We start from the raw sequence: 26,648 nt of genomic DNA on the forward strand, positions 1-26,648 counted from the left end.
ACCGCCTTCAGGACCCATTAGATGATCTCCACGCCGGGGTGCCGAGTGAGCCAGGTGGCCAGTGGCCCGGCTTCGCGGGTCGGCTGCACATCGACCACGCGATGGTCTTCGACGCTGGTCAAGACGGTGGAGTAGGTCTGGCCGCGACGGATCGCGAAGTCGTCCACGCCCAGCACACGCGGCGTGCCGAACCGTGGATCGGGCAATGCCATGACCCTACGTAACAAGGTCATCCGTCCCACGCCGAATCCCAGCTGGGCAGCCAGTCGGGCGCCGGCCCGGCCGGCCAGCGCGAGCCCCACTCGCTCCAAAGCGTGGTTGAGCCGCGTGGTGAACCGTGCGTGTGGGGCGGCCAGCCGGGAGAACGGCTCGGCGAACGTTCGGCGTGGGCAGTCCGCCGCTCCGCAGATGAAGCGCCAGACCGTCAGCCGGATCACGAAGCCCTGTTCAGCGAGCGGTAGGTCCTTCAGCCTGCGCTGGTATCGGTCGTGGACTCGGTCCGAGAAGCGACCGCAGTCCGGACATGCAGAGCCGGCCGCGCGGCCTCTCGCGACCACCTCGACCGTGCCGAACGCGGCTGTTACCGCCTCGACATCCACATCGTCGACCCCGGCGAGTCCCAGAACGGTGCATCGGTCTGCATGACCAGCACCATCACCGTCCACAGCCGACGAGGGCATCGACCGGCAGTACCTGATGGAGCGTCACTTCCGACTGTCAGACGACAAGGCGTACCCCGTCTCACGCGAGCCAGTCTCCTCGCAATCGAACACCGAGGTAACGCTCCGCGACGGCTCCCCAAGATCTGTGCCAGAACCGAGTTTCGACAGCGGTTGTTCACCATCTCGGGAGGCAGCCGGATTGGCCTGGGGGCGCTGTCCATCAGAACGGGAGGCACCCGGCGGCCCACCGTGCTCCCGGGCATACACGAGATCCGCTTATGGTTCCTGTCACGAACCATCGGACAGATGCTGGACTGTTCGCCAGCGTGGGGCCTCGTCCTCGGGGACGTCCCTGACCCGAGAGGGTCATCTTCAGCCTGCTGGCCAGCTGTTCGCCGTCTGTTACGGCTCCGGTGACTGCGCCATCAGGGTTCCGACCGTCTTGGCTTTGGTCGACGGATACGGCACCGTCCTGTCCGACCGTGAGGACACCGGAGATGAGCCCGAGGTACAGGAAGCGGCTGAGTGGTGCCCATCCCAAGCGATTCGCTTCAGCGAGTAGCGCGACCGACAGGCACGCCAGAAGGCTGCTGTCTTGGTGAGAGACCGGGGATCACCCGAGAGGGCACCAGATTGCCGCCGACGCGATCGTCTTGGTGAGGCGGAGGCCCCGGGCCAAATGGCTACGCTGCGGTGGTCTCCGGCTCGGAGATCTTTGAGTCTGCGCTGGTAGGAGTCGTGTACCCGATCCGAGAAGCCACTGCAGGCCGGACAGAGGGCTCCGACCGCCCATCCTCTTGGCACCACGTCGACCGTGTCGAAAACGGCCGTCACCGCCTCGACGACCAGGTCGTCGATCCCGTCGAACACCAACGAGTCCCAGAGCGATACGTTGGCCTGCATGCCCAGCACCGTCACGGGCCACAGCCGCCTACGACGGAACACCTGACGGAGCGTCATTACCCGCCGTTCGGCGGCACGGCGCACGCGGTCTCACACACGCTCGGTGTAACGCGATCGAACATTGCCGTGACGCTTCGAGACCGCTCCCCAAGATCTGCGCCAGAACCGCAGCACAGGAGAACGTGTCGGCGCCGCTCATGACAGGGCGGTCTCCGTCGTCGTCTGCGAGTCCGCCCGCATGGTGCGTCAGATTGAGCAATATGTGACTGGCGCCACATGCTTTGCTTCGGAGTCCTGTGTAACACGTGAGGGCGGGTCGGACATATCTGGAGTGGAGGGCAGATAGACACGATGAACGACGAAGAGCGGTTCACGGAGCTGTACCGGCAGCACCACGCCGCGGTTGAGGCCTATGTCGCAAGACGTACCGATCCGAGCAGTGTGCTGGACGTCGTTGCGAACGTGTTCCTCACCGCCTGGCGCCGTTTTGCAGACATACCTGATGAAACGGAGCTTCCCTGGTTGTATGGAGTTGCCCGACGCACGCTTGCCAATGACCGGCGAGCCCAGCAGCGCCAGCTCAGCCTTGCCGAACTGCTGGCCGTACAGCCTCCTCCTCTTAATACTGAGCGGCAGCCCGACGACGTTCTTGTCGAGATGGACCTTGCCAAGGCATTCGACCTGCTTGACGAGAAAGACCGAGAAGTCCTTCGACTCGCACTCTGGGAAAGAATTTCTCTGACTCAGTGCGCTCAGGTATTGGAGTGCAGCGTTCCGACTGTGCGCGTGCGTCTGTTCCGGGCCAGAAAAAGACTTCGAAAACATTTGCCTGACGCTGGAGCGATTAAATTCAGCGGTGACGACGGACGTGTTCGGAGGGAATCTCATGCGTGACATTGAACGATCTCTGAGCGCACTGGGCGCCCGCATCCAGCCGGAACCTTCGACGCCGCAGCAGATCGATGCTCTTTTGGAAAGGATCCTGTTGGAGCCGCAGCAGTCACGAGGGCCGGCACGCCGCCGGAAGAAGCGCGGGGGGCGCAAGGCCAGGAATCTTTCCCTCGTCGGCCTCCTGGCGGCTGGGGCCGCGGCGGCAGTCTTCGGTAGCGGTCTTCTGGACCAGCCCTTTCCGGAGCCGGCCAACCCCGCGACCCCTCCCATGCTCCGTGTCAGCGCCGAAGACAACATGTCCGCGCCTCAGGCCCTCGAAGCCATCGCCCGTCGCACCGAGAAACTCAAGGAAACCGCACCGTCGGACGGTCACTTCGTCCAGGACACCTGGTCGCTCACGACGCGGATCGGCGGCCATCAGATCACCTCGGCAGTCGTCCCTGAGCGCCGCGACTCGTGGAAGAGGTCCGACGGCTCCATCGACTGGAAGGTAAAAGCCGAAAAGCCCCAGTTTCAGAACTCCGGTCAAAAGAAGCTGTGGGAACAGCAGTGGAGCGCCCTCGACGAGCCCACGACGCGCTCCGGGAAAGGCGGCTCCTCCTACGGCAATCCGCCCGCGCCCGAAAAAATGGCCCAGTGGCTGAAGGAAGGCTCCCCCGGAGACACCGCCGGATTCATCTCTGAGTCACTTGTCCAGAAGATGATGACCAATCACCTCGATCCCGAGCAGCGCGCGGAAATGCTGCGCACGCTTGCGGCGAGGAAGGATCTCAAACTCTCCGGCACGACTAAAGACCGTGCAGGCCGCGAGGGACTGGCCTTCACCGTGGAGTCCGACAGCAGTGGTCTCCCCTCGAAGCACATGCTCGTCATCGATGCGGACAACGGCAGGATTCTGGCGTACGACGAGATCCTCACCGAAGACCCGGGAGCCCTGAACGTGAAGATTCCCGCCGTCATCAACTACGTCACATTCCTGCAGGGGTGACCAGCGGGTTGATCAAGTAGAGCCATCAGCCAGTCGACCAAACGAAGGCGGGACGCGCCGTGATCAGCACGTCCCGCCTTCATTTCGCATTTTTTGTTGCGGATCTCATGTGGAATCAGGTGGTCCAGAAGCAGTCGGCCTTGTTGTCGTCAGCGGCGCCGACATAGGACTTGCTGCTGTGCGGAGACTCGATCCACAGTTCGATCGGGTTGTCGTTGCACGACCTGTCCTGGCCCGTCTCGGACCGGCCCTCGACGTAGATGTAGTTCCCGCCCCTGTTGGACCACGAAGACGTCTTGTTGTCGAAGTAGTACTCGGAGAAGAAGACCAGATCGTCGTGACCGTGCGAGGCATTCCACTGCAGGCGCCGGCCGCCGAAGTTCTCGTACTGATAGAAGCAGTACCAGTCCGGTCCGAAAACCTGCGTGGGGCATCCGTCATCGGCGGCGAGTGCCTCGCTTCCGGAGGACGCACTCTGCACTGACTTCGCCGATACACCTGACTTCTTGGTCTGCAGCTTCACGGCAGCCGCACTGCTCGGTGGTGCCGTCTCCTCACCCGGGAGCGGGAACGCCATGATCGCTTCCCCACCGTTCCAGGCGATCTCGTTCCGGCTGATCTGAACTCCGCCCTGGGTGTTCGAGAGGACCTCGTTGATCTCCTGCTGCAGCTCGTCCGGCCCGGATGCGGCCTCCGCCTGTGTGAGGACACTCATGGTCAGCAGCGCGGCGCCCACCACAGCAAAGGTCTTCCTGTACTTCATCAACCCCCCTGAAAGTTCCGCACACTTGTGCGACAGGCGTCATTATGTGATCAAGATGTGACGACGTGCAACACCTTGCACCTTCGGCGATTTGGCCCTCAGTGACCGTGCCGGGTCTCCCTCAACACCCCAGCAAAGAGACAAACAGCGTTGGCGCGTGCAGCCGTGCGCCGCGACGACCTCAGGACTCCCGATATCGGGCGCACGTGCCGGGACCTGGGGCTTCAAGGGCAGGCCTCTGACGGCCGAAGTGCGGTCGGGCTGGAGGAACCAAGTGATCCGCCCGGCGCGAGGAGGCAACCGCCAATATCGATCGCTTCATTGCGGGTCAAGGCGGCGCGCCGTGCAGGGTGGGCCAATTGACGGTGTATCGAATCGTTTCCGCCACGCATGATGGGAAGTGATCTGAATCACTTCGCGAAGCGGAGTGCGCAATTTCACGTTCGCTCAAACTGGGGCGGAATTCTTTCACTGCTACCAAAAAAGGCAGTTCACCAACGGTGGCGCATGGGGTGGCGCGGTATGGCGTTTCGCAACAGCAAAGAGCGCTCTCATCGTCAGGGAGGCGGAAATCTTCTTTCCGTTAGAAAGGCGTTCTCGGGAGCGGCGCGGCGGTCCGCGAAGCGTCGGCAGATGACACCGGGAGGATATCGATTGCGCGATGGGCTTCTCCGCAGGCCAAGACAGTGGAATAGGTTCGGCCCCGACGCGTCGCGAAGTCGTCCACGCCCATTGCGCGCGGCGTGCTGGGCTGTGGGTCCGAAAGCGCCATGACCTACGCAGCAAGGTCATCCGCCCTGCGCGCAGGCTCAGTTGATCAGCGAGTGCCCCGGACCGTCCGGCGAGTGCGAGACCGATGCGTTCCAGGACGTAGTTGAGGCGCGCAGTGAAGTGTGCGTATCGGCGCCTGCATGACCGGCACTGTCATCGGCCACAGCCGACCGTGGAGGAGACAGCGGAAGACCTGGTGGAGCGTCACTCTCGCCCGCCAGATGATGGGCGCACCCGGTCTCACACGAGTCCGAAGCCTCGCAATCGAACGCCGAGGTGACGCTCCGCGACCGCTCCCCAAGATCTGTGCCAGAACCCGCGACTCACCGACAGAGCCAGGCGCGTGTTGTTGATGGCATTGGGCGCGATCGCCATGTCCATCGCCTCGCACACCTGCCGTGCCCGCAGGGGGCGTAGGCCGCGGCGAACACCGCCATGATCTGCTGGTAGGCCGGATGGTCCGGCACCGAGGTCGTCGACCACCGAGGACAGCCACGGTTCCTCGGCTTCAACTGCTCTGTGGGTGGGGATCTTTTGCGTCGTCCCCTCGAGTGGCCCGCAGGGGAGGCCAGCGCATCACGCGGGTCCGTGAAGCTGGCAGCCGGCGGTGTACCCAACAGTCAACTCTCAGCCCCACTTAAAGGACGTCCCCCTTCGCACCCGCCGCCTTTAGGAGGCAGTTGCCAAGTAGGGGCCCTCCGGCTCTCGCCGGTTGTCCCACCTCCTCCGACTTCGGCCCCGGGTCGGGCTCGATCGCCCGTACTCTCTACACCGACCAGGGAGCACTCGCCCCCGTGCACGCTCGTATTGACCTCGGCACCATTCGATCCGCTGCCGTCGTCGCCACGGTGACAGCTCCCCTCACCCTGACCCCGACCGCTCAGACGACGGAGCCGTCGCCTTCGGCTGTATCGGATTCGGATGAACAGGTGCCGCAGCCGGTACGGGTCGTGTCACGATGGCCTAGCCAACACCGCACGAAGGCGCAGGTTCACGGGGGGCACACGATGGGGGACGGTGAGGTCGTCGAACTGGAGCTGCCCGACGGCGGCGCACTCTTGGTGCGGGCTTTGTCGGTGTCGGCCGGCGGCGACGATCTGGATCACGACGACGGCGGGCCGTCGAACATCGGGCTCCGCGAGGCACTCTCCTTCACGGCGGTGAGCACTGCGGTGCGCGGAGTGGCCACCACGGTGCAGGATGCCCTTCAGTCGGTCAAGCCCGACGTGGTGGAGGCTGAGTTCGGGCTCGAATTCGCCCTGAAGGGATCGCAGCTGGTGTGTCTGCTGGTCGGCGGTGAGGCTACGGCCACGTTGCGCGTACGCCTGGAGTGGCAGAACGGTTCGGTCGCCAACAGCCGGTGACGCGGATGGACACCGGATCACGCTCAGTCCTCGATCTGCTGGGCGGCTTCGTCGTCCAGGTCAGTGGACCTGGCCTGCGCGGGGGCAGCGGTTTCTTCGTAGGCCGTGGACTCGTCATCACGTGCGCGCACGTCGTGGCGCTGCCGGCCGCGGGCGGCAGCCAGGCGACGGCCGAGCGAGCCGTGGCCACCTGGCTGGGCAGCCACGCCGCGGGATCAGTGATCGCGCTGCCTCCGACACACAGCGGTCAGCGCCTGTGGGAGGCTCCGGACCTGGCAGTGATCACGCTGGACGAGCCGGTGCCGGATCACCCGTGGATCCCGATGGCCGAACAGCCGCCGGGCCTGGGACAGCGCCTGTACGCGGTCGGCTACAGCGCGGTTTACGAGCAGAACCCCCAGCTGGGAGTCAGTGCTGTGGAGTACGAGGGGCCGAAGAACCACGGTTCCGGCCAGACAGCGCTTCAGCTGAAGAACGGCGAGCTGCCCCCGGGGAATTCGGGCGGACCACTGCTCGATCTGGAGAGGGGCGAAGTGTGCGGGATCGTTACCACCGCCCGCAGGGAGAACCTCGACATGGGCGGCCTGGCACTCGACGTGTCCACGGTGCGGGCCGAATTCCCCGAGGTGTGGAAGGCGAACAAGGCTCCGAGCGCCCTGGACACGGAGATCTGGCGGCTGCGGGCCGCGCTCCAGCACGAGTACGCGCCGGGCGCGGTGCTGTCGCTGCGCGAGGAAGAAACACTGCTTCGCGCCGCTCAAGGATCTGGTCTGGCGCCCGCCGCCCTGTACTGGCGCTCGGTCCACCGCGACTACGGAGAGCCGGCCGGACGCCTTGACACCATGGCCGACGTGCTGCGGGAGGTCGCGGACGCCCCGGCCATGCTGGACGGGCCGCATCCACTCCTGCAGTTCATCCGACAGGTGACCGACGCGACTCCACCGAAGGATGCCGGCCCCCTCACGCGACTGGTCGACCTGGTGGCCCAGCGACTGGGGGTGCCCGCGCCGCCTGCCTGGGCCACGCTGTCCGCGCCCGCCGACCGTGTCGCGGCGATCAGCGTGCACCTGGACGCTCAAGGCGCGGACAGCGACCGTTACTTTCTCCGCGTCTGGAAGTACCCCGACGTGACCGAGCCCCCGTACGCCGTGCAGTGCGACGATCAGCCACTCACGCTCACCGAGGCACAGGAGCAGTTCCGGGCCGTGGTCCCCCAGGCCGTGGCAGACCTCGCGGAGATCAGCAGCGACGTCATCATCGAGTTCGCCCTGCCGATAGCCAAGTTGAGCGCTGTGGACGTGGACACCTGGTACCTATCGCAGACATGGGCGCCGGTCAGTCGTCAGTACCCCGTGGTGCTCCGCGTCCTGGACCGGAAACCGGAGACGTACCCGTCGTGGACGGCACGGTGGCGGCGTTTGCGTGAGGCCACCCTCGACGGCACTCCGGCGACGATGGACTGGGTGGACTGCCACAACGACGTGCGCCCGGAGCAGTTCTACGCCCGGCTCCAGCGGCAGCCGGCCCTGGCCGTGCTGGGGCTGCCCTTCAGCCCGGATGCCACGGCGCGTCAGCACGTGCTGGAGACGGCACTGTACGCGGGCATCCCGGTGGCGGTGTGGACACGGGCCGGATGCTCCACGCGGTGCCGCCTCAAGGCTGGGCCGGACCAGGGCAGGGCGAACACGTCCGCGTCCGACGACACGTCAGAGGCCTGTGTGGGAAGGGACTTTCGCAATGAGATCGACGCGGAGCTCGCCGAAAGCGGCATCACCGATCTGCCTGAATTGATCATGAGGCTGCGCGTCGACGCCGCTCTCACCACGAGACCCAGCCACTGCGGGGAGAAGGTCGTACTGCTCTGGGACGACGCCACCCGCAAACTGCCCGGTGATGGCCCCACCCTGCGGATTTCCGAGCGCACCGCCCAAGGAGGGCAGCCGAGTTGACCGACTGGCGGATTTTCCGTGGAACCAACGCGCCCCACGACAGGATCAGCCAACTCCCTCCGCCACAGTCGTGGCGTGCCTTCGACGGCGGTCCTCCCATCACCGACCAACTGCCCACATGGTCGCCCGTCGACGTCGTGCGCGCCTCCCTCTACCAGGCCGACCCGCAGATCCTCGACCTCGTCAACGCGGCCCTATACCTGCGCCGCCCCCTGCTCGTCACGGGCAAACCCGGTGTCGGCAAGTCGACGCTGGCACTGGCCATCGCCCACGAACTGCGCCTCGGTCCGGTACTCCGCTGGCCCATCACCAGCCGAAGCACACTCAAGGACGGCCTGTACACCTACGACGCCATCGGGCGCCTCCACGACGTCTCAACCGCGAAGGAACGCGACGACGCCGAGACCGACATCGGACGCTACATAACTCTCGGCCCGCTGGGCTCCTCCCTACTGCCGCGCGAGCACCCGCGGGTCCTGCTGATCGACGAGATCGACAAGAGCGACATCGACCTCCCCAACGACCTGCTCAACGTCTTCGAGGAAGGCGAGTTCACCATCCCCGAACTCGAGCGCGCCGCCCGGGACGAACAGACCGAAGTCCGCGTGTCCACTGCCGACCGCGGGTCCGACGGCGCTGTCGTGCACGGCGGGCGTGTCCGATGCCGGGCCTTCCCCTTCGTCGTGCTCACCAGCAATCAGGAACGGGAGTTCCCGCCCGCGTTCCTGCGCCGTTGCGTTCCGTTGCAGATCCTGCCCCCGGACCACGACGAACTGATGCGTATCGTCGAAGCCCGGCTCGATCCGGAGATCAGCGCGGAGGCCGCCGCTCTCGTGACAGAGTTCCTGCGCCGACGCGACGCCGCCGACCTGGCCACCGACCACCTGCTGAACGCCTTGTTCCTGACCTTCCACGCCGCCCGCGGCGGCGGTGACCCAGAACAGCTCGCCCAGCAGCTCCTCGGCCACCTCCCCGCTTCCACCCCATGAGCGGCGGCTTCGACCGCGTCCTCGCGGCGCTGGAGGGAATCGGGGTCGAACCCACCGCCCGCGAGGCGGCGGAAGCGCTCTGGCTCGCCACGCACATCGCGGGGTCGGCGAGCACAACCGCACAGGAGACTGTACGCGCGCAATCCGCCGGCAAGGACGCCTCGGCCCGTGACAGGAAGAGGCGCGAAGCCCGCTCCGCTAACCCGGGCAAGCCTGCCACCCTGCACGCCCCCACCGTTGCGGCGGCCACAGCGGAGTCAGGCACGGTCACCACGCGTGCCATCGCCGTCCGTGTCGCCGATGTCCCGGCGCTGCCTCATGGGCTCGAACTGATGCGAGCCCTGCGCCCGCTCAAGCGCAAGGTGCCCTCCCGCCACCGTGTGATCCTCGACGAGACCGCCACCGCCGAGCGCAGCGCGGAGGAGCGACTGTTCCTCCCAGCGACCCGCCCCGAGCCCGAACGCTGGCTCAGCCTCGCCCTCGTCGTGGAAACCGGACCCACCATGACGGTCTGGCACCCCCTCGTGAACGAGCTGACAGTCCTGCTGCAGCGCACGGGCGCTTTCCGCGACATCCGTCTGTGGCACCTGCACTCCACGCCCGACGGCGCGAGCGGCCTCCATCCCCGGGCGATCCCCACGAGTGCGCTCCACAGCCTCCGCGAGATCCTCGACCCGACCGGACGGCAGGCCGTCTGGTGCGTCAGCGACTGCGTATCGGCCCTCTGGCACGACGGCCGCGCCGACCGCCTCCTCGAAACATGGGGACAAGACGGCCCACTGGCGATCATCCAGCCCCTACCCCAACGGCTCTGGCGCCGCACCGGACTACGTCCCGAGCCGGTCCGCCTGCAGACCGCCTCGCCCGCTGCCCCCAACTCCCGGCTCCGCACCACCTCGTCCGACAGCTCTGCTCTCCTCCGCAAACCTGCCGCGGGTATTCCTGTGCCCGTCCTCGAACTCGACCGCTCCTGGCTCAGCGGATGGACCCGCCTGGTCACCGCAACCGCCCCCGGTGGAGTCCCGGCAGTCATCACGACGACCGACACCCTCGACGGCGCCGCCACCGCATCCGGCGACGACACCATCTCTCCCACCCCTGCTCCCACCGACCCCTTGAGCCTGGTGCGCGCCTTCCGCGCACACGCGTCCGCGCAGGCCTACCGCCTCGCCGGTTGCCTGGCCTCACTGCCACTCACGCTTCCCGTGATGCGACTCGTCCAGCGCGTCATGCTCCCCGCATCAGGGTCGGCTCATCTGGCCGAGGTGCTGCTGAGCGGCCTCGTCCACCACATCCCTTCGGACTCCGCGAACCCCGTGTACGACTTCGCGGAGGGAGTACGAGAGGTGCTGCTCAGCACCTTGCGACGCTCCGACAGCCGTCGCGTGTACGACGAGGTCTCCGCCTATCTCGCGGCCCACGCGGGCGATGCGCGGGACACACAGGCCCTGGCCGTGCTGCCCTCTGGGCAGGGTGAAGTCGCCCTTACCATGCCCAGCCGACCCTTCGCAGAGATCACCATGCGCGGCGATTCCCGAACCTCCTACCCCGAGCCCCTTGCCGAACCGCATACGAGCCGCGAGGACCTCCCCAGTACGAGCGCCGGGCCCGAGTCGCCTCCGGCGCCGAACGAACGTCGTCCAGAGCGGGTGCGCCACGGGCTGATTGCCGACATGGTGGACGCGCTCCAGCTCTCGGCCGTGGTGACGGAACCGGGTGTCCGCGATATCTGGTGCGACATGCTCGCGAACGAACTTGGCAGGCGCGTCGAGCCGTACGGGGGGAAGCACCTGCGCGGCTGGCTGCTGGAAGTGGTGAGAACCTGTACCCAGGTGCCAGGCGATCTCTGGTGTCTGCCGCGGGCGCTAGATTACATTGAGCCTTCGTCGCAGGCTTCCACCGCCTTGGGGCCGCTCGTGGAGGAGTGGGAGGCAGTCGAGTTTTTCAACGGCGTCGATCTCCGGCCCCTTCGACCGGCACTGACGACGGTGGGGGCCCCGCAGTCGGAGGCACTCGCGCGACGGGTGAGTAGGCAGCGGTTCCAGGAGCTGCCGAGGTGGTGCACGACTGGCTGGGAAACCTTCCTGCATCTGGCCCAAATGAACCACGCCGAAGGCGAGCCTCCCCCCACCATGGCCTTCCTGGATCTCGCCGCGGAGCAGCTCACAGAGCACGGACAGCTTGAGGACGCCGAGACGCTGCGCCGCTGGAGCCGGACGCAGGCGCGCGCAATGAACCTGACTCAAGTGCTGGCGCAATGGCACCCTCCGACAGCGCCTGTGCGGTCAGAGGCGGCCGTCCTCACCATCCAGTTCGAGCCCGACCGAGTCGATGAAAACCGCTACTACCTCTCTCACTGGCGCCGGTCCGAGGGCCCGCACTCGGTGCCCGGCGAAACCGTCCACGTGTATCGCGACGAACTTCCTGGCGCGGTCGGGCAGGTGGTCGAGGAGACCGAGGAGAGGTGGGCGGATCTGCGGCAGCCGGTGGTCCTGGAATTCATGCTTCCCCACGCGCTGATGAACGAGCCCGTCGAGTGGTGGCTGAAGGAGCCCGACTCGGCCTATCCCACGCCGCTGGTCATGGACTACCCGGTCGTGCTGCGCAGCTTGGAGCGTCTGCGACGCGCCTCCTGGCACCGCCCCTGGCGCAACCGGTGGCGGCAACTAACCGATGATTACCAGAACAGCCGTGCCTACTGGAGCAGGCCGGGCGCGAACGACATAAGCCCCTTTCACCTTGAGCGCGAACTCAAGGAGGACTCCAGCGTGGTGTGCCTGATCCTCAGCCAGCCGCCGTCGGACCCGTCAGGCAGGGGTGGTCGCGAGCTGCTCGCCGGACTACGGGCCGGCGTGCCCGCGATGATCTGGCACCGCCATGACTGCACGAACCCCGCCTTCCGCGAAGCAGTCGGCGAGATCGTGCAGGACGGCAACCTGGGCAGCCTGGTGGACCGCATTACGAGATTGCGGCGCGAGGCCCTGATGGTGGGCCCGGAGGAGTGGGAGGGACACATCGGCCGTCACCTGGCAGTCCTGTTCGACGATCCGGACCACATGGTCGGCCCGCCCGGCCTGCCCCAGGTGTGATGTCGACCGTGGTGTGCGAGGCGATCCCGATCACCGCGCGGGTGTCTCCGATCAGAGAGACCCGTGCCCGTACCGCCCGGAGATGCGGTCGTAGACCTCCAGGCGGCGCGCGGACGGCAAGTCGACTTCGGCGTCCGCCAGGGACATACGCTGCTGGGCCGAGCCTGCCCCGTTAAGCCCCGAACTGGCAGACGCAGCGGACCCGACCAGCGCATTCGCCGACGGCCTGCACGCCGATCGACGCCGTGACTGCCGGACTGACCACCGACTGGAACTCTGGCCAGTCGAACACAGTGAGTGGTTTCCAACCTCATGCTGACGGGTGGTGAAGAATGAGGACGGCCTTCACGATGTCGGTGATGCGGTTGGTGCTGCAGCGGAGCTTCCATAGCAAGCGCCAGTTCTTGAGGGTGGCCATGGCCTGTTCGCCGACGCAGCGGATCTTGGCATGGGTGGTGTTGTGCCGACGCTGCCACCACTTGAGCTGACGGCCGTGGAACGGGACACGGATGGAGCGGCCGGCGCCCTGGTACGCCTTGTCGGCCCAGCACTTGACCCCGGCTTCGGTCAGGGCGGCGATGATGCCGTGCGTGCGGGCGGCCGGCAGGTCGTGGGTGGCGCCGGGCAGCGCGGGCGAGGCCCACAACAGCCGTCCGAACGGTTCGGTCAGGACTTGGACGTTCATGCCGTGGCGTTTGTGTTTGCCGGAGTAGTACAGGGTGTCGGCGGCGATCCGGTCGATCGGCAGCAGCGTCCCGTCCAGGATCACGAAGGCCAGACGGCCCGCAGCCTGCACGGCATCGGCGAGGCCGGGCGCTAGTGCGGCCAGGACTTCGACGGGCTCGCGGATGTAGCGGTGGACGGTCGCGATCCCAATGCAGAACCCGGCAGCGGGCTGCGCGTAGGTATCACCGCATCGCAGATGGGCCAGGACCAGCAGGGTCTGTTGTCCGGGAGTCAGGCGCCTCCAGCGTGAGCCCATGTCACGGCAGTGCACGGCCACTTGGCGGCGAGATGGCGCAGGTGCGTGTTGGACAGATCGATCGCCGACGGGTAGACAAGCACGCGAAGCTCCTGGTGAGCATGGGTGATCTTGGTCGTGAACCCGACTACCAGGAGCTTCGCGCTCCGCGGAACTGTCCAACACGCGTTCACCACCGCCAAGTTGGAAAGCTCAGTGCTGGTGAAGGACGCGATCGTGGCGATGGCGGGTGATACGTCGTTCTCCGTACGCCCGGACCACCCCAAGCTCCCCCTCGCCGACCGCCACCGCGAACTGACCCGAGCAGCCGGGCGCGGCCGCCCCGGTTCGTAGCGGACATGTGGATACCGCTGGGCGTTTGTGGGAATGCAATGGCTCTCGGTCAGGTATCAGCTGAGCACGCCGGGGAACATGCGGCCGCCAAGGGGGATCATGGATGCTGGTGCAATTGCGGCTCGCCTCGCCTCCGGTGTCATCACCCCGTTGGTCAAGAAGCTGTTCGTCAGCGAGGGACCGGGCGCGGGTCTTGTCGGTCGTCCGGTACGCATCTCGTCGCTGGTGTCCTTCACCGGTGAGAAACGCAGGCTGACGGACGCGGATCTGTACAAGCTCACCCGCGGGCTGCTGCGCAGTGCGGTGGGGTCGCACGCCATCGGTGAACGGCCCGTCGCGCCGGGCGAGGAGGAGGCGGTCGCCCTCGCCCTGGCCCGTACCCTGACTTATCTCGGCGACCTGGAGATGGACGACGTACAAGCTGTCCAAATGGGCCCGCAGGCCCTGGCCCAGACGCTGAAGGCCGCGGGACCCGACAGTACGCGTGACCTGTCCGCCGACGGGGCCTATCTCCACGACGCCCTCTTGGCGAGTGCCTGCCTGCACATCCTCCACTTCTTCACGCAGCGCTCGACGTTCGTGGCACGCACGCTCGTCGAACACAGCAGCCAACTCGCGGAAGTGATCGCCCAAACGGACCTCCTGCTGGCACGTAACCCCTCACCCGTCACCAAGGACACCCTGTTCGAGGAGCGGTACGCTGCGCACATCATCCAGAAGCACGGGATGCTCACCATCTATGGGATCGATCTCTCGCGATCGCCCGAACAATGGCCGCTCGGGACGGCGTACCTGAGTCTTGAGGCCGATCTTGACCGGGACACTCGCCATGCGATGATCCGGGCGGAGCATGCGTTCAACGGGCGTGATCGCGTACTGCTCCGGGGCGTCGCGGGCTCCGGCAAGACGACGCTCGTACAGTGGCTGGCGGTCACCACGGCCCAGCAGGATTTGGCCGTCCTCGACAGCGGTGCCCCGCTGGCGTCGCTCATCGGGCGGGTGCCGTTCGTGCTCCCGATGCGCACGCTGACCCGTCAGCATGACGACCTGCCGGCTCCGGACGAGTTCCTGCATCGCACCCGTTGTCCCCTGGCCGGAGCGCAGCCGACCGGCTGGGCGGACCGGGTGTTGGCCTTGGGGCGGGGGCTTTTGCTCATCGACGGTATCGACGAGGTGTCGAAGCGGACGCGTGAGCGTACGCGGCGCTGGTTGCAGGACCTGCTCGCCACATACCCCAGGAATGTCTGGCTCGTCACCTCCCGCCCGTCGGCCGTGCGCGACAGGTGGCTCGCGACGGAGAAGTTCACCGAACTGTCGCTCGCGCCGATGAGCCGGCAGGACGTCACCTCGTTCATCCATCGATGGCACAACGCCGCCCGCAGCGTCAGCGAGCCGGAGGAGCGCAACCAGCTCGACGCCTACGAGTCCTCGCTGGTCACAGCGGTCCGCACCAAACAGGATCTCGCCCGCCTCGCTACCAACCCGCTGATGTGCGGCCTCATCTGCGCACTGCACTGCGACCGGCGCGGCTATCTGCCTAGCGGCCGCAAGGAGTTGTACGACGCCGCCCTGTCGATGCTGCTGGCGCGGCGCGACCGGGAGCGTGACATGGAGGCGCCGGACGGGATCGTACTTACCGAGGAGCCCAAGGTCCGGTTACTGCAACGTCTGGCCTACAAGTTCATCCTCAACGGCAAGTCCGAACTCGACCGCAGTCACGCCGAACGCGTCATCGCCGACACCCTGCCCAGCGTGCCGGTCGCGGCAGCCCAGGGAGACGCCGCGGCGATCTTCCAGCACCTCCTGCTGCGCAGCGGTCTGCTGCGCGAACCGGCCGTCGGCACCATCGACTTCATTCACCGGACCTTCCAGGACTACCTGGGCGCGAAGGCCGCCGTCGAGGAGGGTGACTTGGCCCTGCTCGTCCTGCGCGCGGTCGAGTCCCAGTGGGAGGACGTCATCCGCATGGCGGTGGCGCATGCCCGACCCAAGGAGGGCGCGGAGCTTCTGATGGACCTGATCAGACGCGGGGACGGCTCGACTTCCGGCTACCGCAGAAGCCAGCTGCACCTGCTGGCCACCGCGGCCGTCGAACACGCCACCGAGCTCGAACCCCGCGTCCGGGCCGCGATCAGTGATCGCGCGAGCGCCCTCATCCCGCCCCCATAGCCCCAGTGAGGCCCACGACCTCGCCGGTATCGGGTCCGTCGCGCTGGAACTCCTTCCGGGGCCCGAGCAGTTGTCGGACGAGGAAGCGCTCCTGACCGCACATACGGCCGTTCTCATCGGCGGGGACGCCGCCATCCCGCTGCTCGGCCGTTACCAGGACCATCCGGACCCGCAAGTACGACAGCTCCTGTGCAGTGCGTGGCATCGTTTCGACACCGTCTCCTATGCGGAGGGCGTGCTCGCCGATCTGCCGGAGGACGACGTCCATTTCGAGATCACCACGCCGGAGGAGCTATCGGTCTTCAGCAGGATGGGCAGCCGTTCGCGGATTCGAGTGTCGAAGGGCTTCGACACGATCCGCCTGGTTCAGGCACTGCGCCCTGACCGGGTCACCCACCTGTGGCTCCCGGCCGAACAGTCCGTCACCTGGTACTGGCTGGCGGCTTTCTCACGCCTGGACACCCTCACTCTGGACCCGAGCACCGAGGCCGTGGACATCTCCTCACTGGCGGCCCACCCCCTCCTGCGTCTCCTACGCATTCCGTCGAACCAGCCGATCGTGGGAAAGGAATCGCTCATCGACAAGGTAGTGGTCGAGTCCTACCAACCGGACCCGGGAATCGACCCCGCCGTGTGAGCCCCCGCTGATCGCCGCACCTCCAGTGGCCGAGCGTCCGGTCCGTCGGCGAACTCTGGGACAGGGCCCGTCCGTCAGCGTGGCTGTGACGTCGTTCAGCGGCCCCGGCATGATCGCGCTGGGTAGCCGCAGCAGCGATGGCCGGCCGCCGCCGACCGCTGGACGGGGCTTGCGGGAGGGGAAACGGGTCGCCCGGATGCGTCCTTCGGTGCCGTGGCTGTTGCAGGCGGCGACCTCCCATCGTGGCCTCATCGCAGGACCGCACGACCGACGGCACGTTGTGCGTCAGCCAGACCGTCCGCGGCCTGCTCGGCCGCGCCCCCATCACAGGTTCTCCACGCGGCACTCAGGGCATCCCACGGCTCGGCTGAACGCTCAGCCAGCAGCTGGCCTCCGTGAGAACGACGTGGCAAAACGTTCCGCCCACGTTGCCGGTCCGTCGGAAGTCTTGTCAGGGCTTAGGGAAGAACTGCGGCTAGGGCAGCTGTTACGGCGGCAGCAAGGGTGAGAACTGCGGCAAACGCGGCCGCGGCACGAAGAATAGCGGTCGGATAGGCAGCTCCGGCCAGGCGGGCTAGCTTGCCTGCGCCGGCGGCGGTCAGTGTGGCGACCACGATGATCAGGGCGCAGGTGAGCAGGATGGTGGAGAGACCCGACACGACAACTCCTATGAATGGTGGGGACGGTTGCGTGACTCAAGGTCTCGGAAGCTTTGTGCGGCGCGGTTCAGACGGTCAAAGATGAACACTGGCGAACACCGCATACGCTTGGAGCCCGGAGGAGTACGTGTACGAGCAGCACGAAGGACAGGACGATCGTGCGATCGCGGAGAATGCTCTTGCGGAACTCCGGGCGCGCTTGACCACTGGTCTGGCGCGGGCACGGCTTACCAAGACGCAGCTGGCTGCGCAGGCGGGGCTAGGGCGCACGACGGTGCAACAGGCGTTCCGGGGATCGACCATGCCGTCACCGGAGACGGTCGTGGCGCTGTGCAAGGTGTTGCGTTTGCCGGACGGTGAACTCTTGGAACTGCAGCGCGCGGCGTCCGAGACCGAGAGAGTGCCAGGTACAGACGAATTGGGTCGCCCGATCAGAGCCTGGCATCCGCACGAACTGGAGGTGCACCCCGCCGGTCCAGTTTCTGGGCCGTCAGCATCAAGCGGTTCTCTTCTTGGGTTGCCTGCCTATGTCCGGCGGGAGCATGACAGCATTCTCATGGATGCAGTCGAGCACGCGGGAAACGGCCAGAGCCAACTACTGATACTGGTCGGCACCTCCTCAACGGGGAAGACGCGATCTTGCTGGGAGGCAGTCCAGCCGCTCGCGGATCAAGGTTGGCGGTTGTGGCATCCATTCGACCCCACCCGGGCCGATGCCGCGCTCGACGACCTCCACCGGCTCGGGCGGCGGACGGTGTTGTGGCTTAACGAGGCCCAGCATTACTTCGGTCACCCCGTCCATGGCGAACGAATTGCCGCTGCCGTTCATCGCCTGCTCACCGAACCCGAACGCGGGCCGGTCCTCGTCCTGGGCACCCTATGGCCGGAATACGCCGACCGGTACCTTGCCCTGCCAGTTACAGGCGGGCCTGATCCCCACAGCCGGGTAAGGGAACTCCTGGCCGGACGCCTGGTAGCGGTCCCCGACTCCTTCAACGCCAGTGCTCTGCAAGCCGCAGCAGCCCTTGCCGAGAACGGCGACCGGCTCCTGAGAGACGCTCTGACACGGACCCGCGCGAGCGGCAAATTGGCTCAGGAACTCGCCGGAGCCCCGGAACTCTTGCGACGCTACACACACGCCGCTCCGGCTGCCAGGTCGTTGTTGGATGCAGCAATGGATGCGCGCCGCCTCGGCGCTGGCCTGCATCTGCCCCAAGCCTTTCTCGCCGACGCCGCGCTCGACTATCTCAGTGAGGACGAGTACGACCAGATCGCCGAAGGCTGGGAAGTAGCCGCTTATGCCGATCTGTCCCGACCGGTTCACGGCAAACAGGCTCCCTTGCGACGCACCGCTACGCGCCCCCATCGTCGCCCGCCGGGCACCCCACCGCCTGAGCTCCGCCTATCCGCCACCGCAGAGCCGGTGTACCGGCTCGCCGACTTCCTGGAGCAGCGGGGGCGTACCTCTCGCCGTACTCTGTGTCCCCCCGGCTCGTTCTGGGCCGCGGCTTACACCCACCTGGCGCACGCTGACGATCTCTACAGACTGGCCTCAGAAGCCCGCATCAGACACCGCACCCAATGGGCCCACCACCTATGCCGCCGGGCAGCTGAACTGGGGAACCCTGATGCTCAGGCTGATCTGTCCGAAGCCCTAGAAGGCGCTGGCCTATTCGCTGAAGCGGAAGCGTGGGCCCACAAAGCAGCAAGTCAGGGAAGGCGCCGTGCACTGCAGGCCCTCTGCCGAATGCGTGAGGCACGTGGAGACCACGCATCTGCGGAGGCCCTTGCACTACAGGCAGCAGCGGCTGGCGACGTCAGTGCAGCGCTAGACCTGATCCGCTTGCGGGAGCGGCCTGAGAGCGAAGTCAGCGCGGAAACACTGACCAGTCGTATGGCCGCAGCAGGCCACGTTCATGTCCTGAATGAACGTGCGAGATTGCTAGAAGAGGCAGGTGACCGCAGAACGGCGGGAAAGCTCTTTCGCGCCGCTGCCAAAGCAGGAGACCCCCGCGCCTTGATCCGGCTGGGGCACGCCGCCCGCGCAATGAAACGCCTTGATGCCGCCGAAGACTTCTACCTGCGAGCAGCCGCAGCAGGCGACGACTACGCGCTCTATCACCTGCTGCAGATGATGGCGGACAACGGCGAGGACAGCGCAGCGGAGACCATCTTGCAGCAGGCAGCCGAGACTGATGATCCAGCTACCTTGGTTGCACTGATTCAGTTCAACGAAGCTGCAGGTAACACCAGGCAGGCTGAGGCTCTCGCCCGGAAGGCCGCCAGGCTCGGACATCATCGCCTGCTGGCAGACCTGGGACGAGACCGGGAAAAGGACGGCGATCTCGCGACTGCAGAAGCCCTCTACCGTGAGGCATTCGCTGCCGGCGACCCGGAAGGGCTGGCCGACGTGGTGAAACTCCGGGTTGTGAGCAAGAAGGACTACGCCGGGGCTGAAGACTTGGCGATGCAGTGCGCGGAGCACGGCAATACGGAACCCTTGTGCCGGCTTATCTCCTTCTGGTGGCACGTGGGCGACTGCGAGAGAGCCGATACCTTGGCGCGCCGCGCTGTCAGTGCAGGCCACTACGACGCCATCGTCGAGCTGGCTTGGCAACACCAGCAGTCAGGTGAGCGCACAGCCGCGATCGCTTTCTACGAGAGAGCTCTGGAAGCCGAGCACCCGGATGCCTTGACCGAGCTCGCCTTGATCCGGGAGGAGGCTGGCGATCATGAAGACGCGGAACTCCTGGCCGTACGGGCAGTAGAGGCCGGAAGGCCAGACGCCCTCAGCGAGCTGGTCAGAGCTCGCGAAAACGACGGGAGCCCCAAAGCCGCCGAGGAGTTGGCCCGCCGGGCCGCGGCAAGCGGACACCCTGAGGTACTGATTGAACTGGCTGAAAAAAGGGAAGAGAACAGTCCCCTCAGAGGCGTCGAGCACCTGTACCGGCAGGCAGCAGACGCTGCCGGAGCCTTGGACCCCGCCCTAACTGTCATCTGGCCGCACGGTCTCGACCCGGACGGCACGCCTACTCAGCCCTGGTCGATCAGCGCAAGTAAGCGGAGTGAAGCCGAGCCCCCTACTCAGGGGCCCCAATGATACGAGAGCAATGCTCAAGACCTGTGGATCGAGGCTCGGGTGGCACGCGAGGGGCGTACCTTCCCGAGTGATCGATTGAAGGTCACCGAGTAGGCCGGCGTTCGCAGCGCCGGTCGGGAAGGCACGCCCGTGCTCACGGTAGTCAATGCGTCAAGGCCCCGCGCGTGAACGACAAGCGCATCGACGAGGCCACGGGCGAACGCAAGCGGTTCTCCTCGGCGATCCTGCCGCCCTGGGCACGGAAGTCCCCGAAGAACAGCGAGGTGCTGCCCCAGCTCCTGACTGCCTCTGAGCGACCCAGGTCGAACCGGGGTCGAATCAGAGCGTTTCCTCTGACTGCCTCCGATCGCCTCTGTAACCCGTCCTAGCAGGTCACGGCCGCTTCGGCCTCCATAAGTCCAGGTCAGAGAGGTGCGGTCGGATTACATCAAGGAAGTGCGCGGACTGGAGGGCTTCCTTGCGGAGTTGCGGGCCGAGTTGAAAGCCCGCACCTTCCGGCCCTTGCCGGTGCGGCAGCGTGGGAGCAGTCTCCTGTCCACGATCAAGGGGAAGCTTCAGAGTCCGACCAGCCAGCTTCCGTGGCGGGCACGATTCAGAGCGCCAAAGGCGAAACGCACGCCGCGACCCTTGTCCGCGTACAGGTTCATCTGCAGAGCCCCGTACAAGCCGCAGTGCAGAGGCCGGGCGTCACTCGTTCGGGGCCATCCGATAGCCAGCTGATCGTTGGGTCGGGACGAGCTGTCCAGGGTGGGCGAAGCCCATCGCGGAGCGACGCCGCAGGCGCCCTTGACCGCTCGGCGCGGCCCGCACACTTCCAGATCGGATGGCCCCGGCACCGGCCGCGTGTAGGCCAGTTGGAGTACACCGGACTCTGTACTTGAGCCTGCACATCGTTCTGCAGATGAGCTAGTACGCCGACAACCCTCGTTCTTGAGTGCCTCGACAGAACGGGCAAGAAACACGACGTCACCGAGGCACTGGCACTGCTTGCCGGCGCTCGCGACCTCGCCCGTGCCCCCGCGACGGTCCGCCGCGCGGCACAACTCATCTTCGTCGGGGCCACCCGGCCCACTCACCTGCTTGCCCTGGCTGCCTTGAGAGAGCGGGCAGAACCCCACACCAAAACCTTGGCCGAACGAGGATGGGCCATCCACCACGTCACAGATCCCTGGTTGGTCGTCTGAACCCAACTGTGCCGATTCAGCTGGGCTCAGCCCTCTCCGTAGGGCGACAAGGGAGTGTCCGCTCTCAGCCAAAGTGCCCCAAGTGGGTTTTCCGTCTGCTTTCTGTGTCCAGGCTTCCGCCCGGGACCGGCGCGTGAGCGCCTGGTTAACGGCTAGGGGGTGGCTTGATGGCGGTTGAGCCGACGGAGACCGCGTGGCGAATCCAGGCAGCTGTCGCGGATTGGACGGCCAAGGCTGATTCGAAGGCGTCGTTCGCTCTGACGATGCAGTCCACGGCGTTGGCTGTCTTGGGACTGCTGGCGACTTCGGGGCGAGCGGCCGGTGATCTCGATTCCACCGTGGCTCGGCTCTTGTTATGCATCGGCGTCCTGCTCATGGCGGCCGGAGTCAGCTGTGCGGCCTGGGCGATCTCGCCCAACCTCCGCAAGGAGCGACGGGGGCCGGAGGAGGACGACGATTTCCTGTACTTCGGGCATGTCCGGCACCTGGACCCGGCGCTTGGGGACAAGGACCCGTTGCCGTCGCTGTCCCGGCAGGTAGTGGTGATGAGTGAGATCGCCTGGAACAAGCACCGCCAGGTGCAGTGGTCGCTGTTGTTGCCAGTCGCAGGTGGTGCCGCCTTCGGTCTGGCGACCGTCGTCGGATGACACACCGGGAGGGCAACGCGATGAACTTCCGCTCTCTGGTTTCCACCGATGTATGGCGTGACTTGATCGACCGCGGACGTCGGCGGACCTACCCGTCCAAAGCCGTGCTCCTCGCTCAGGGAGAGTCGCCCGACTGCGTAATCGCATTGCTCGACGGCCTTGTAAAGGTCGCTCAGAGCAATGAGTGCGGAGACGCACTGACTTTGATGCTGCGTGGACCGGGCGAAGTCCTCGGGGAGATGGGCGCCTTGCTCGATCGTCCACGCTCCGCCACCGTCACGGCCGCGCGCCGCTGTACCGGAGTCGTCCTGCCTGCTCATGCCTTCCGGGGCTACGTGGAGCGCCATCGTCTGGAGGCGGTCATCTACCGACTGACCGTGGAACGGCTCAACAGCCACGAACGCCTGCGGGCAGACCTGGTCAACCTGTCTTCCACAGCGCGGGTGGCCAGAGTCGTGAGCCATCTCGCGGACGAAGTCGGTCGCCCTCAGGCGGCGGCTGGCCTGCTCGTCGAACTGGGCATGCCCCGCACGGAGTTGGCCACCATGGCGGCGATGCGCCGCTCGTCAGCACTTGCAGCCCTGGGTGAGCTCCAGTCAGCCGGCATCCTCACACTCGGTCGTCGGCGCCTGGTCATCACGGACGTGGCACGCCTCAGGGCAGTCGCCCGGGGCGAAGAACTCCCCGGCTGCAAAGGCCGTAAGGACGCCACACCCGCGTTGTGACTCACCGCACGCCCGTACCGTCCAACGCTGGACTATTGCGTCCTTGCCTCTCGACGAGGGTGGCGTTCGTCGTGATGCGCGGCGAAACCACGTCATGTGATGAGAGGAGCGGCACATGTTGCCGTCATGGGAGCCGTTGTGGCCCTATCGGGCCGTCCTGGCCGTGGACGCCCGGAACTTCAGTGCTCTGGACAGCAAGGGCATGCAGCAAGTGAACGCCGATATCCCGCCGTTGCTGGCGCAGGCGCTCAGCGCCAGCAACGTGAGTGCTCACTGGGAGCGGCGGATGTTCGGTCAGCACACCGGCGACGGCTATGTCGCCGGCATGGACCCGGAAGTCCTGCCCGCGCTGGTGGGCTGCTTCCCCGACGCCCTCCGGGAGTCCCTGGCCAGCCGACGTGCCGAGACCCCGGCAAGCACGCCCTTGCAACTGCGGGTCAGTATTCATGTCGGCCCGCTGCCGACCAGTGGACTGGGTGTGCCGATGGTGCACACCCACCGGCTCCTGGACGACGACGCGCTGCGGTCCGTACTGAACCGCGCGAACGCGGAGATCACCAACACCGTGGTGATCATCTCGCAGCGCGTGTACGAGGACGTTTTCGAAAGCGGATGCGTCAACGGCGACGTCCTGCCCGATCAGTTCATGCGGCACCTGGCGAAGGTGAAGAAGTTCCAGCAGCCGGCCTATGTCCACATCCCCGGCTTCGACTGGCGGCTTGCGGACCCGGACATCTTCGAACCCCTCGACACGATGGACGCGGCCACTGAACAGCCAGCGCCTGCACCCGGAGCATCACCCCAGGCGGCTTCCTCGGCCCCGGGCACGGTGAGCTTCAGCCACACGGGCAAGCACGGCATCCAGACGTACAACCTGTTCGGCACGGGACGGGGGCAGTGATGATCGACGACGAGCAGGGCCAGCAGGAAGGCACGGAGACCACGTCACCGTCGGTGGAGCCACTGTCGGAGCTCGTCGAGCCGAACGCGCCCACAGTCTCCACCCCACCGCCAGAAGGCGGCGAGCCGAATGGTCAACCGCAGTCCAGCCCAGTGAGCTTCAGCCACTCCGGTGAGCACGGCATCCAGGCCTACAACCTGCACCTGAACGGCGATCAGGCGATCCCTGTCCCCATCACCGAGAGCGACGCCGACTACAGGGCGAGCCAGGACGGCCGGTTCGTCCCGCCGCGCAACGCAGACCAGTGGGAAGTTGCTTCCAAGCTGCTGGACGAATACGGAGTCATCGTTCTCTGCGCAGCCCAGGGAACCGGCCGCCGCACGGCTGCCATACGCCTGCTGCGTACGGTGACCAACGCTCCGCTGGCCATCTTCGACCTCGACCCGGAATGGTCCAAGCCCTCGGTCCGCCCGCTGCCGAAGGACGCGGGGACGGGATACATCCTCGATCTCTCCGACCTCGCGGAGCAACCCGGCGAGCGGCTGGGCACCGACCTGGTCGGCTATGGGGCGGAACTGCGCAAGAACAACTCCTTCCTCGTCATCCTGGCCACGCCCGCCGACTGGTACGGCCACTGGGCTGAACCCACACTGCCCTTCACCGTCCGGCTGGAGTCTCCCGATGCGCGGGCCCTCGTCACAGCGGAATTCCGGGCGCACTACTGCGGCGATCGTGTGACCTGGTTGGACAGGACGGAGTTCGCTGACATCTGGAAAGCCAACCCGTCCGCGCGTGCCGCGTGGCGCCTGGCCGACCGTCTGCTCCAGGTATCCGGCCCAGAGCAGATCCAGATGATCGTCGATGAGTTCGGCGACTGGCACACGGAAGTCGAGAACCTCCTCGGAAGGAATCGGGCGAGGGGGAGCGACGCGCAGTTGCTGTCCACACGGGTCACGGTCTGGGCCGGCGCCCTGCTGCACGGAGGACAACGCAGGTCCGTCATCAAGGCAGCCGATGACCTCCTGACCCGACTCGGCCTCGAACGCAACCCTGTCAACGTTCTGACCGACGCCACTACGTCGACTCGACTGGACGCCGCGGAGATCACTCGCGACGGGGACCGTGCCTTCCACGACACGCAGAAGGAAGGCCTGCCTGCCGCCATCCTGCGTCACCTGTGGGACGAGTTCCCCACCCAGCACGAACTCCTGCGCACGTGGGCCATCGGCATCGCAGCAGACCGCACTATCCCGGAAGAGGACGCCCGCAGGGTCACCACAGCGCTGTTGAAGCTGGCGGTGCACCGCCACGATCGAGCCATCCTCGACGCGCTGGCCAGCGACCTCCAAGGCCCCCGACGGGTCCTGGCCGTGGAAGCCCTGACCGACGCGGCCGGGGATGCCGAGTTCGGCCGCTACATCAGGGATCGCCTGCGCCAGTGGATGGATGCCAAGGCCCCTTCGGACAACAAGGTCGACCTCGTCATCGAGATCTGCGCAAGCACTTGGGGAACCAACCAGCCAGCGCTCGCACTGACACGTCTGGGCAAGGCGGCAGGCCATAAGGACTTCGGCTCCGCGACCGTCGTCCACGCCTTCCAGCAACTCGCCCTGCAACGGCCGGAACAGGTGCGCAAGGCCGTCGACCAATGGCTCAGCGACGCCGAGAGCGGACAATCCGACGAGGCCTTGCGCCGTCAGACGCTGCGAGCGTTCCTCGCTCTCGTCTCCAGCGACGAAGGAACGGACCTGGTCCTGAACGAAGTACTACCCGCCGCCGAGGCCCGGCTGCGCCTCGTTCGCGCGTGGCAGAAGCTGCTGTCCACCGACGCCGCTGTGGAGGCGGTCGACAGGCAACTGACCCGGTGGCAAGAACGCTTCCAAGGCGACCCCGAGCGCCGGGAACCGGTGCTGGACCTGCTCGCGGACATTTTCAGCCCGCCCAGCCGCCGTTCCGGCCTCGACGGGCTCATGGTAACGGAAGAGTCGGCGATCGATCCGTTCTGGCGGGAGGTCCTGGAACGGGCTGCCTACCGCTACCGGACGTCCGAGGAGGCGTCGACCTCTTGACGATCGATGGACCCGGCCCGTGGTGGAGCCGCCGGCGCAGTCGGATCCGGGCCCAGTGGCCCACACGTCTGCCCGGTATCCGCTTCTGCGCCCGCGGCACACTCACCTACCGGGCACCCGCCCCCCTCAAGACAGGCGGCACAGCCGCTGCCCGAGCCGCCGCACGACTCGCCCTGGACGAACTCGGCCGCGGCATTAGCGAGCGCCACATGCCCGAACAGCTCACCACCGCACAGGAACGCCTCACCCTCGCCGCGGCGCACTGGCACACCTCCGAAAACACCCCTGACCTCTGGCTGAAGGCACGCATCACCCTGATGCTCACCCAGCAAGAAGCGGACCGGGCCCAGAGATACCAAGACGCCATACGCGAGGTGACGCTCCAGCTCGCACAGGAACACGAACGCCGAGAACGGTTCAGACAAGCGGTCTTCGGCACACCGGACGCCACGCGCATCTGGTGGCTCGACCGCCACCTGGACGACCTCGACTCCCTCAACTGGGACGTCTTCAAGGAGAAGATCCTCCCGCTGGTCGGCGCGGCCGACGACATCCAATCCAAGGCCGAACGCATCGCCCAAACCCTCCTATACGTCTGGGAGAAGCTGGGCGACAACCCAGGACACCACGCACGCTTCATCACCACCGTCCGCGCCGTCCTGGACCAGATGGGATGGAACGACGCGCTCGCCTGGCTGGCGCCGGGCGAGCCATCAGCCGCTGATTCGCCCGAAAGCGTCCGCGGTGACGGGGGAGAGCTGCGCCCCGTCGCTGAGGGGGGCACGGCCCGATGAAGCTACCAGCCTTGCGCTGGCTGCTCGACCCGGCAACCAGCCTCCTGGCCTTACGGCTTCGTGCTCAAGAACGCGGACG

The 26,648-nt window shown here is 66.4% G+C and carries 19 protein-coding genes and 2 pseudogenes; 17 read left to right on the forward strand and 4 right to left on the reverse strand.

The features are described 5' to 3' along the window. Positions 1-17: 17 nt before the first annotated feature. Positions 18-680 carry a transposase family protein gene (locus tag AB5J50_RS39785; protein ID WP_369263517.1) on the reverse strand — a complete coding sequence of 221 codons (663 nt, stop codon included), beginning with the start codon at positions 678-680 and terminating at the stop codon, positions 18-20. A gap of 16 nt (positions 681-696) precedes the next feature. Between AB5J50_RS39785 and AB5J50_RS39790 the strand changes: the two genes are divergently transcribed. The 3 genes from AB5J50_RS39790 (at position 697) to AB5J50_RS39800 (ending at position 3,444) form a co-directional block, all read left to right on the forward strand. Continuing rightward, a complete protein-coding gene (locus tag AB5J50_RS39790) occupies positions 697-1,224 on the forward strand; it encodes a ferredoxin (protein WP_369263518.1) in 528 nt (175 codons plus the stop codon). Positions 1,225-1,916: 692 nt separating this feature from the next. After that, positions 1,917-2,459, forward strand: coding sequence for an RNA polymerase sigma factor (locus AB5J50_RS39795; RefSeq protein ID WP_369263519.1), 543 nt, complete (start codon positions 1,917-1,919; stop codon positions 2,457-2,459). Continuing rightward, a complete protein-coding gene (locus tag AB5J50_RS39800) occupies positions 2,422-3,444 on the forward strand; it encodes a hypothetical protein (protein WP_369263520.1) in 1,023 nt (340 codons plus the stop codon). Before AB5J50_RS39795 ends, AB5J50_RS39800 begins: the two co-directional genes overlap by 38 nt. 115 nt (positions 3,445-3,559) lie before the next feature. Here the strand turns inward: AB5J50_RS39800 and AB5J50_RS39805 are convergent, their stop codons facing one another. Next, positions 3,560-4,207 carry a peptidase inhibitor family I36 protein gene (locus AB5J50_RS39805; protein ID WP_369263521.1) on the reverse strand — a complete coding sequence of 216 codons (648 nt, stop codon included), beginning with the start codon at positions 4,205-4,207 and terminating at the stop codon, positions 3,560-3,562. 1,778 nt (positions 4,208-5,985) lie between these two features. Here AB5J50_RS39805 and AB5J50_RS39810 point away from each other — a divergent pair. Genes AB5J50_RS39810 through AB5J50_RS39825 form a run of 4 tightly spaced genes read left to right on the forward strand, consistent with a single transcriptional unit; the run spans position 5,986 to position 12,369 of the window. Continuing rightward, positions 5,986-6,342 (forward strand): CU044_2847 family protein, encoded by a 357-nt coding sequence (locus tag AB5J50_RS39810; protein ID WP_369263522.1) that lies wholly within the window; start codon positions 5,986-5,988, stop codon positions 6,340-6,342. Positions 6,343-6,347: 5 nt separating this feature from the next. After that, positions 6,348-8,291 (forward strand): VMAP-related conflict system protein, encoded by a 1,944-nt coding sequence (locus AB5J50_RS39815; protein WP_369263523.1) that lies wholly within the window; start codon positions 6,348-6,350, stop codon positions 8,289-8,291. Then, positions 8,288-9,280 (forward strand): AAA family ATPase, encoded by a 993-nt coding sequence (locus AB5J50_RS39820; protein WP_369263524.1) that lies wholly within the window; start codon positions 8,288-8,290, stop codon positions 9,278-9,280. Before AB5J50_RS39815 ends, AB5J50_RS39820 begins: the two co-directional genes overlap by 4 nt. Further along, positions 9,277-12,369 (forward strand): SAV_2336 N-terminal domain-related protein, encoded by a 3,093-nt coding sequence (locus tag AB5J50_RS39825; RefSeq protein WP_369263525.1) that lies wholly within the window; start codon positions 9,277-9,279, stop codon positions 12,367-12,369. The genes AB5J50_RS39820 and AB5J50_RS39825 overlap by 4 nt, the downstream gene beginning before the upstream one ends. Before the next feature lie 310 nt (positions 12,370-12,679). On the opposite strand, the pseudogene AB5J50_RS39830 reads toward AB5J50_RS39825, so the two are convergent. Then, positions 12,680-13,434: pseudogene (locus tag AB5J50_RS39830) on the reverse strand (transposase family protein). A gap of 100 nt (positions 13,435-13,534) precedes the next feature. Between AB5J50_RS39830 and AB5J50_RS39835 the strand changes: the two are divergent. The 3 genes from AB5J50_RS39835 (at position 13,535) to AB5J50_RS39845 (ending at position 16,490) form a co-directional block, all read left to right on the forward strand. Then, entirely contained in the window at positions 13,535-13,684 is a 150-nt protein-coding gene (locus AB5J50_RS39835; RefSeq protein ID WP_369263526.1) for a hypothetical protein, read from the forward strand. Positions 13,685-13,783: 99 nt separating this feature from the next. Next, positions 13,784-15,853 (forward strand): NACHT domain-containing NTPase, encoded by a 2,070-nt coding sequence (locus tag AB5J50_RS39840; protein WP_369263527.1) that lies wholly within the window; start codon positions 13,784-13,786, stop codon positions 15,851-15,853. Between the two features lie 70 nt (positions 15,854-15,923). Continuing rightward, complete coding sequence (locus tag AB5J50_RS39845; protein WP_369263528.1) at positions 15,924-16,490, forward strand: hypothetical protein; 567 nt, start codon at positions 15,924-15,926, stop codon at positions 16,488-16,490. 458 nt (positions 16,491-16,948) lie between these two features. On the opposite strand, the gene AB5J50_RS39850 is transcribed toward AB5J50_RS39845, so the two are convergent. Then, positions 16,949-17,149: a hypothetical protein gene (locus AB5J50_RS39850; protein ID WP_369263529.1), complete on the reverse strand. Its 201-nt coding sequence runs from the start codon at positions 17,147-17,149 to the stop codon at positions 16,949-16,951. 127 nt (positions 17,150-17,276) lie between these two features. Between AB5J50_RS39850 and AB5J50_RS39855 the strand changes: the two genes are divergently transcribed. The 7 genes and pseudogenes from AB5J50_RS39855 to AB5J50_RS39885 all read left to right on the forward strand — a co-directional run bounded on the left by AB5J50_RS39855 (position 17,277) and on the right by AB5J50_RS39885 (position 26,569). Beyond that, a complete protein-coding gene (locus tag AB5J50_RS39855; protein WP_369263530.1) occupies positions 17,277-20,249 on the forward strand; it encodes a helix-turn-helix domain-containing protein in 2,973 nt (990 codons plus the stop codon). 131 nt (positions 20,250-20,380) lie between these two features. After that, positions 20,381-20,527 (forward strand): annotated as a pseudogene (locus AB5J50_RS39860) (IS256 family transposase); the annotation flags it as partial. Between the two features lie 1,073 nt (positions 20,528-21,600). Further along, entirely contained in the window at positions 21,601-22,080 is a 480-nt protein-coding gene (locus AB5J50_RS39865) for a Pycsar system effector family protein (protein WP_369263531.1), read from the forward strand. Beyond that, positions 22,077-22,805, forward strand: coding sequence for a Crp/Fnr family transcriptional regulator (locus AB5J50_RS39870; RefSeq protein WP_369263532.1), 729 nt, complete (start codon positions 22,077-22,079; stop codon positions 22,803-22,805). Before AB5J50_RS39865 ends, AB5J50_RS39870 begins: the two co-directional genes overlap by 4 nt. A 115-nt stretch (positions 22,806-22,920) precedes the next feature. Beyond that, positions 22,921-23,706, forward strand: coding sequence for a hypothetical protein (locus AB5J50_RS39875; protein WP_369263533.1), 786 nt, complete (start codon positions 22,921-22,923; stop codon positions 23,704-23,706). Continuing rightward, positions 23,706-25,775: a hypothetical protein gene (locus AB5J50_RS39880; protein WP_369263534.1), complete on the forward strand. Its 2,070-nt coding sequence runs from the start codon at positions 23,706-23,708 to the stop codon at positions 25,773-25,775. The genes AB5J50_RS39875 and AB5J50_RS39880 overlap by 1 nt, the downstream gene beginning before the upstream one ends. Continuing rightward, complete coding sequence (locus AB5J50_RS39885) at positions 25,772-26,569, forward strand: hypothetical protein (RefSeq protein WP_369263535.1); 798 nt, start codon at positions 25,772-25,774, stop codon at positions 26,567-26,569. Before AB5J50_RS39880 ends, AB5J50_RS39885 begins: the two co-directional genes overlap by 4 nt. Positions 26,570-26,648: the final 79 nt, after the last annotated feature.

The sequence above is a fragment of the Streptomyces sp. R35 genome (assembly GCF_041053035.1).
Taxonomy (GTDB): Bacteria; Actinomycetota; Actinomycetes; order Streptomycetales; family Streptomycetaceae; genus Streptomyces; species Streptomyces lutosisoli.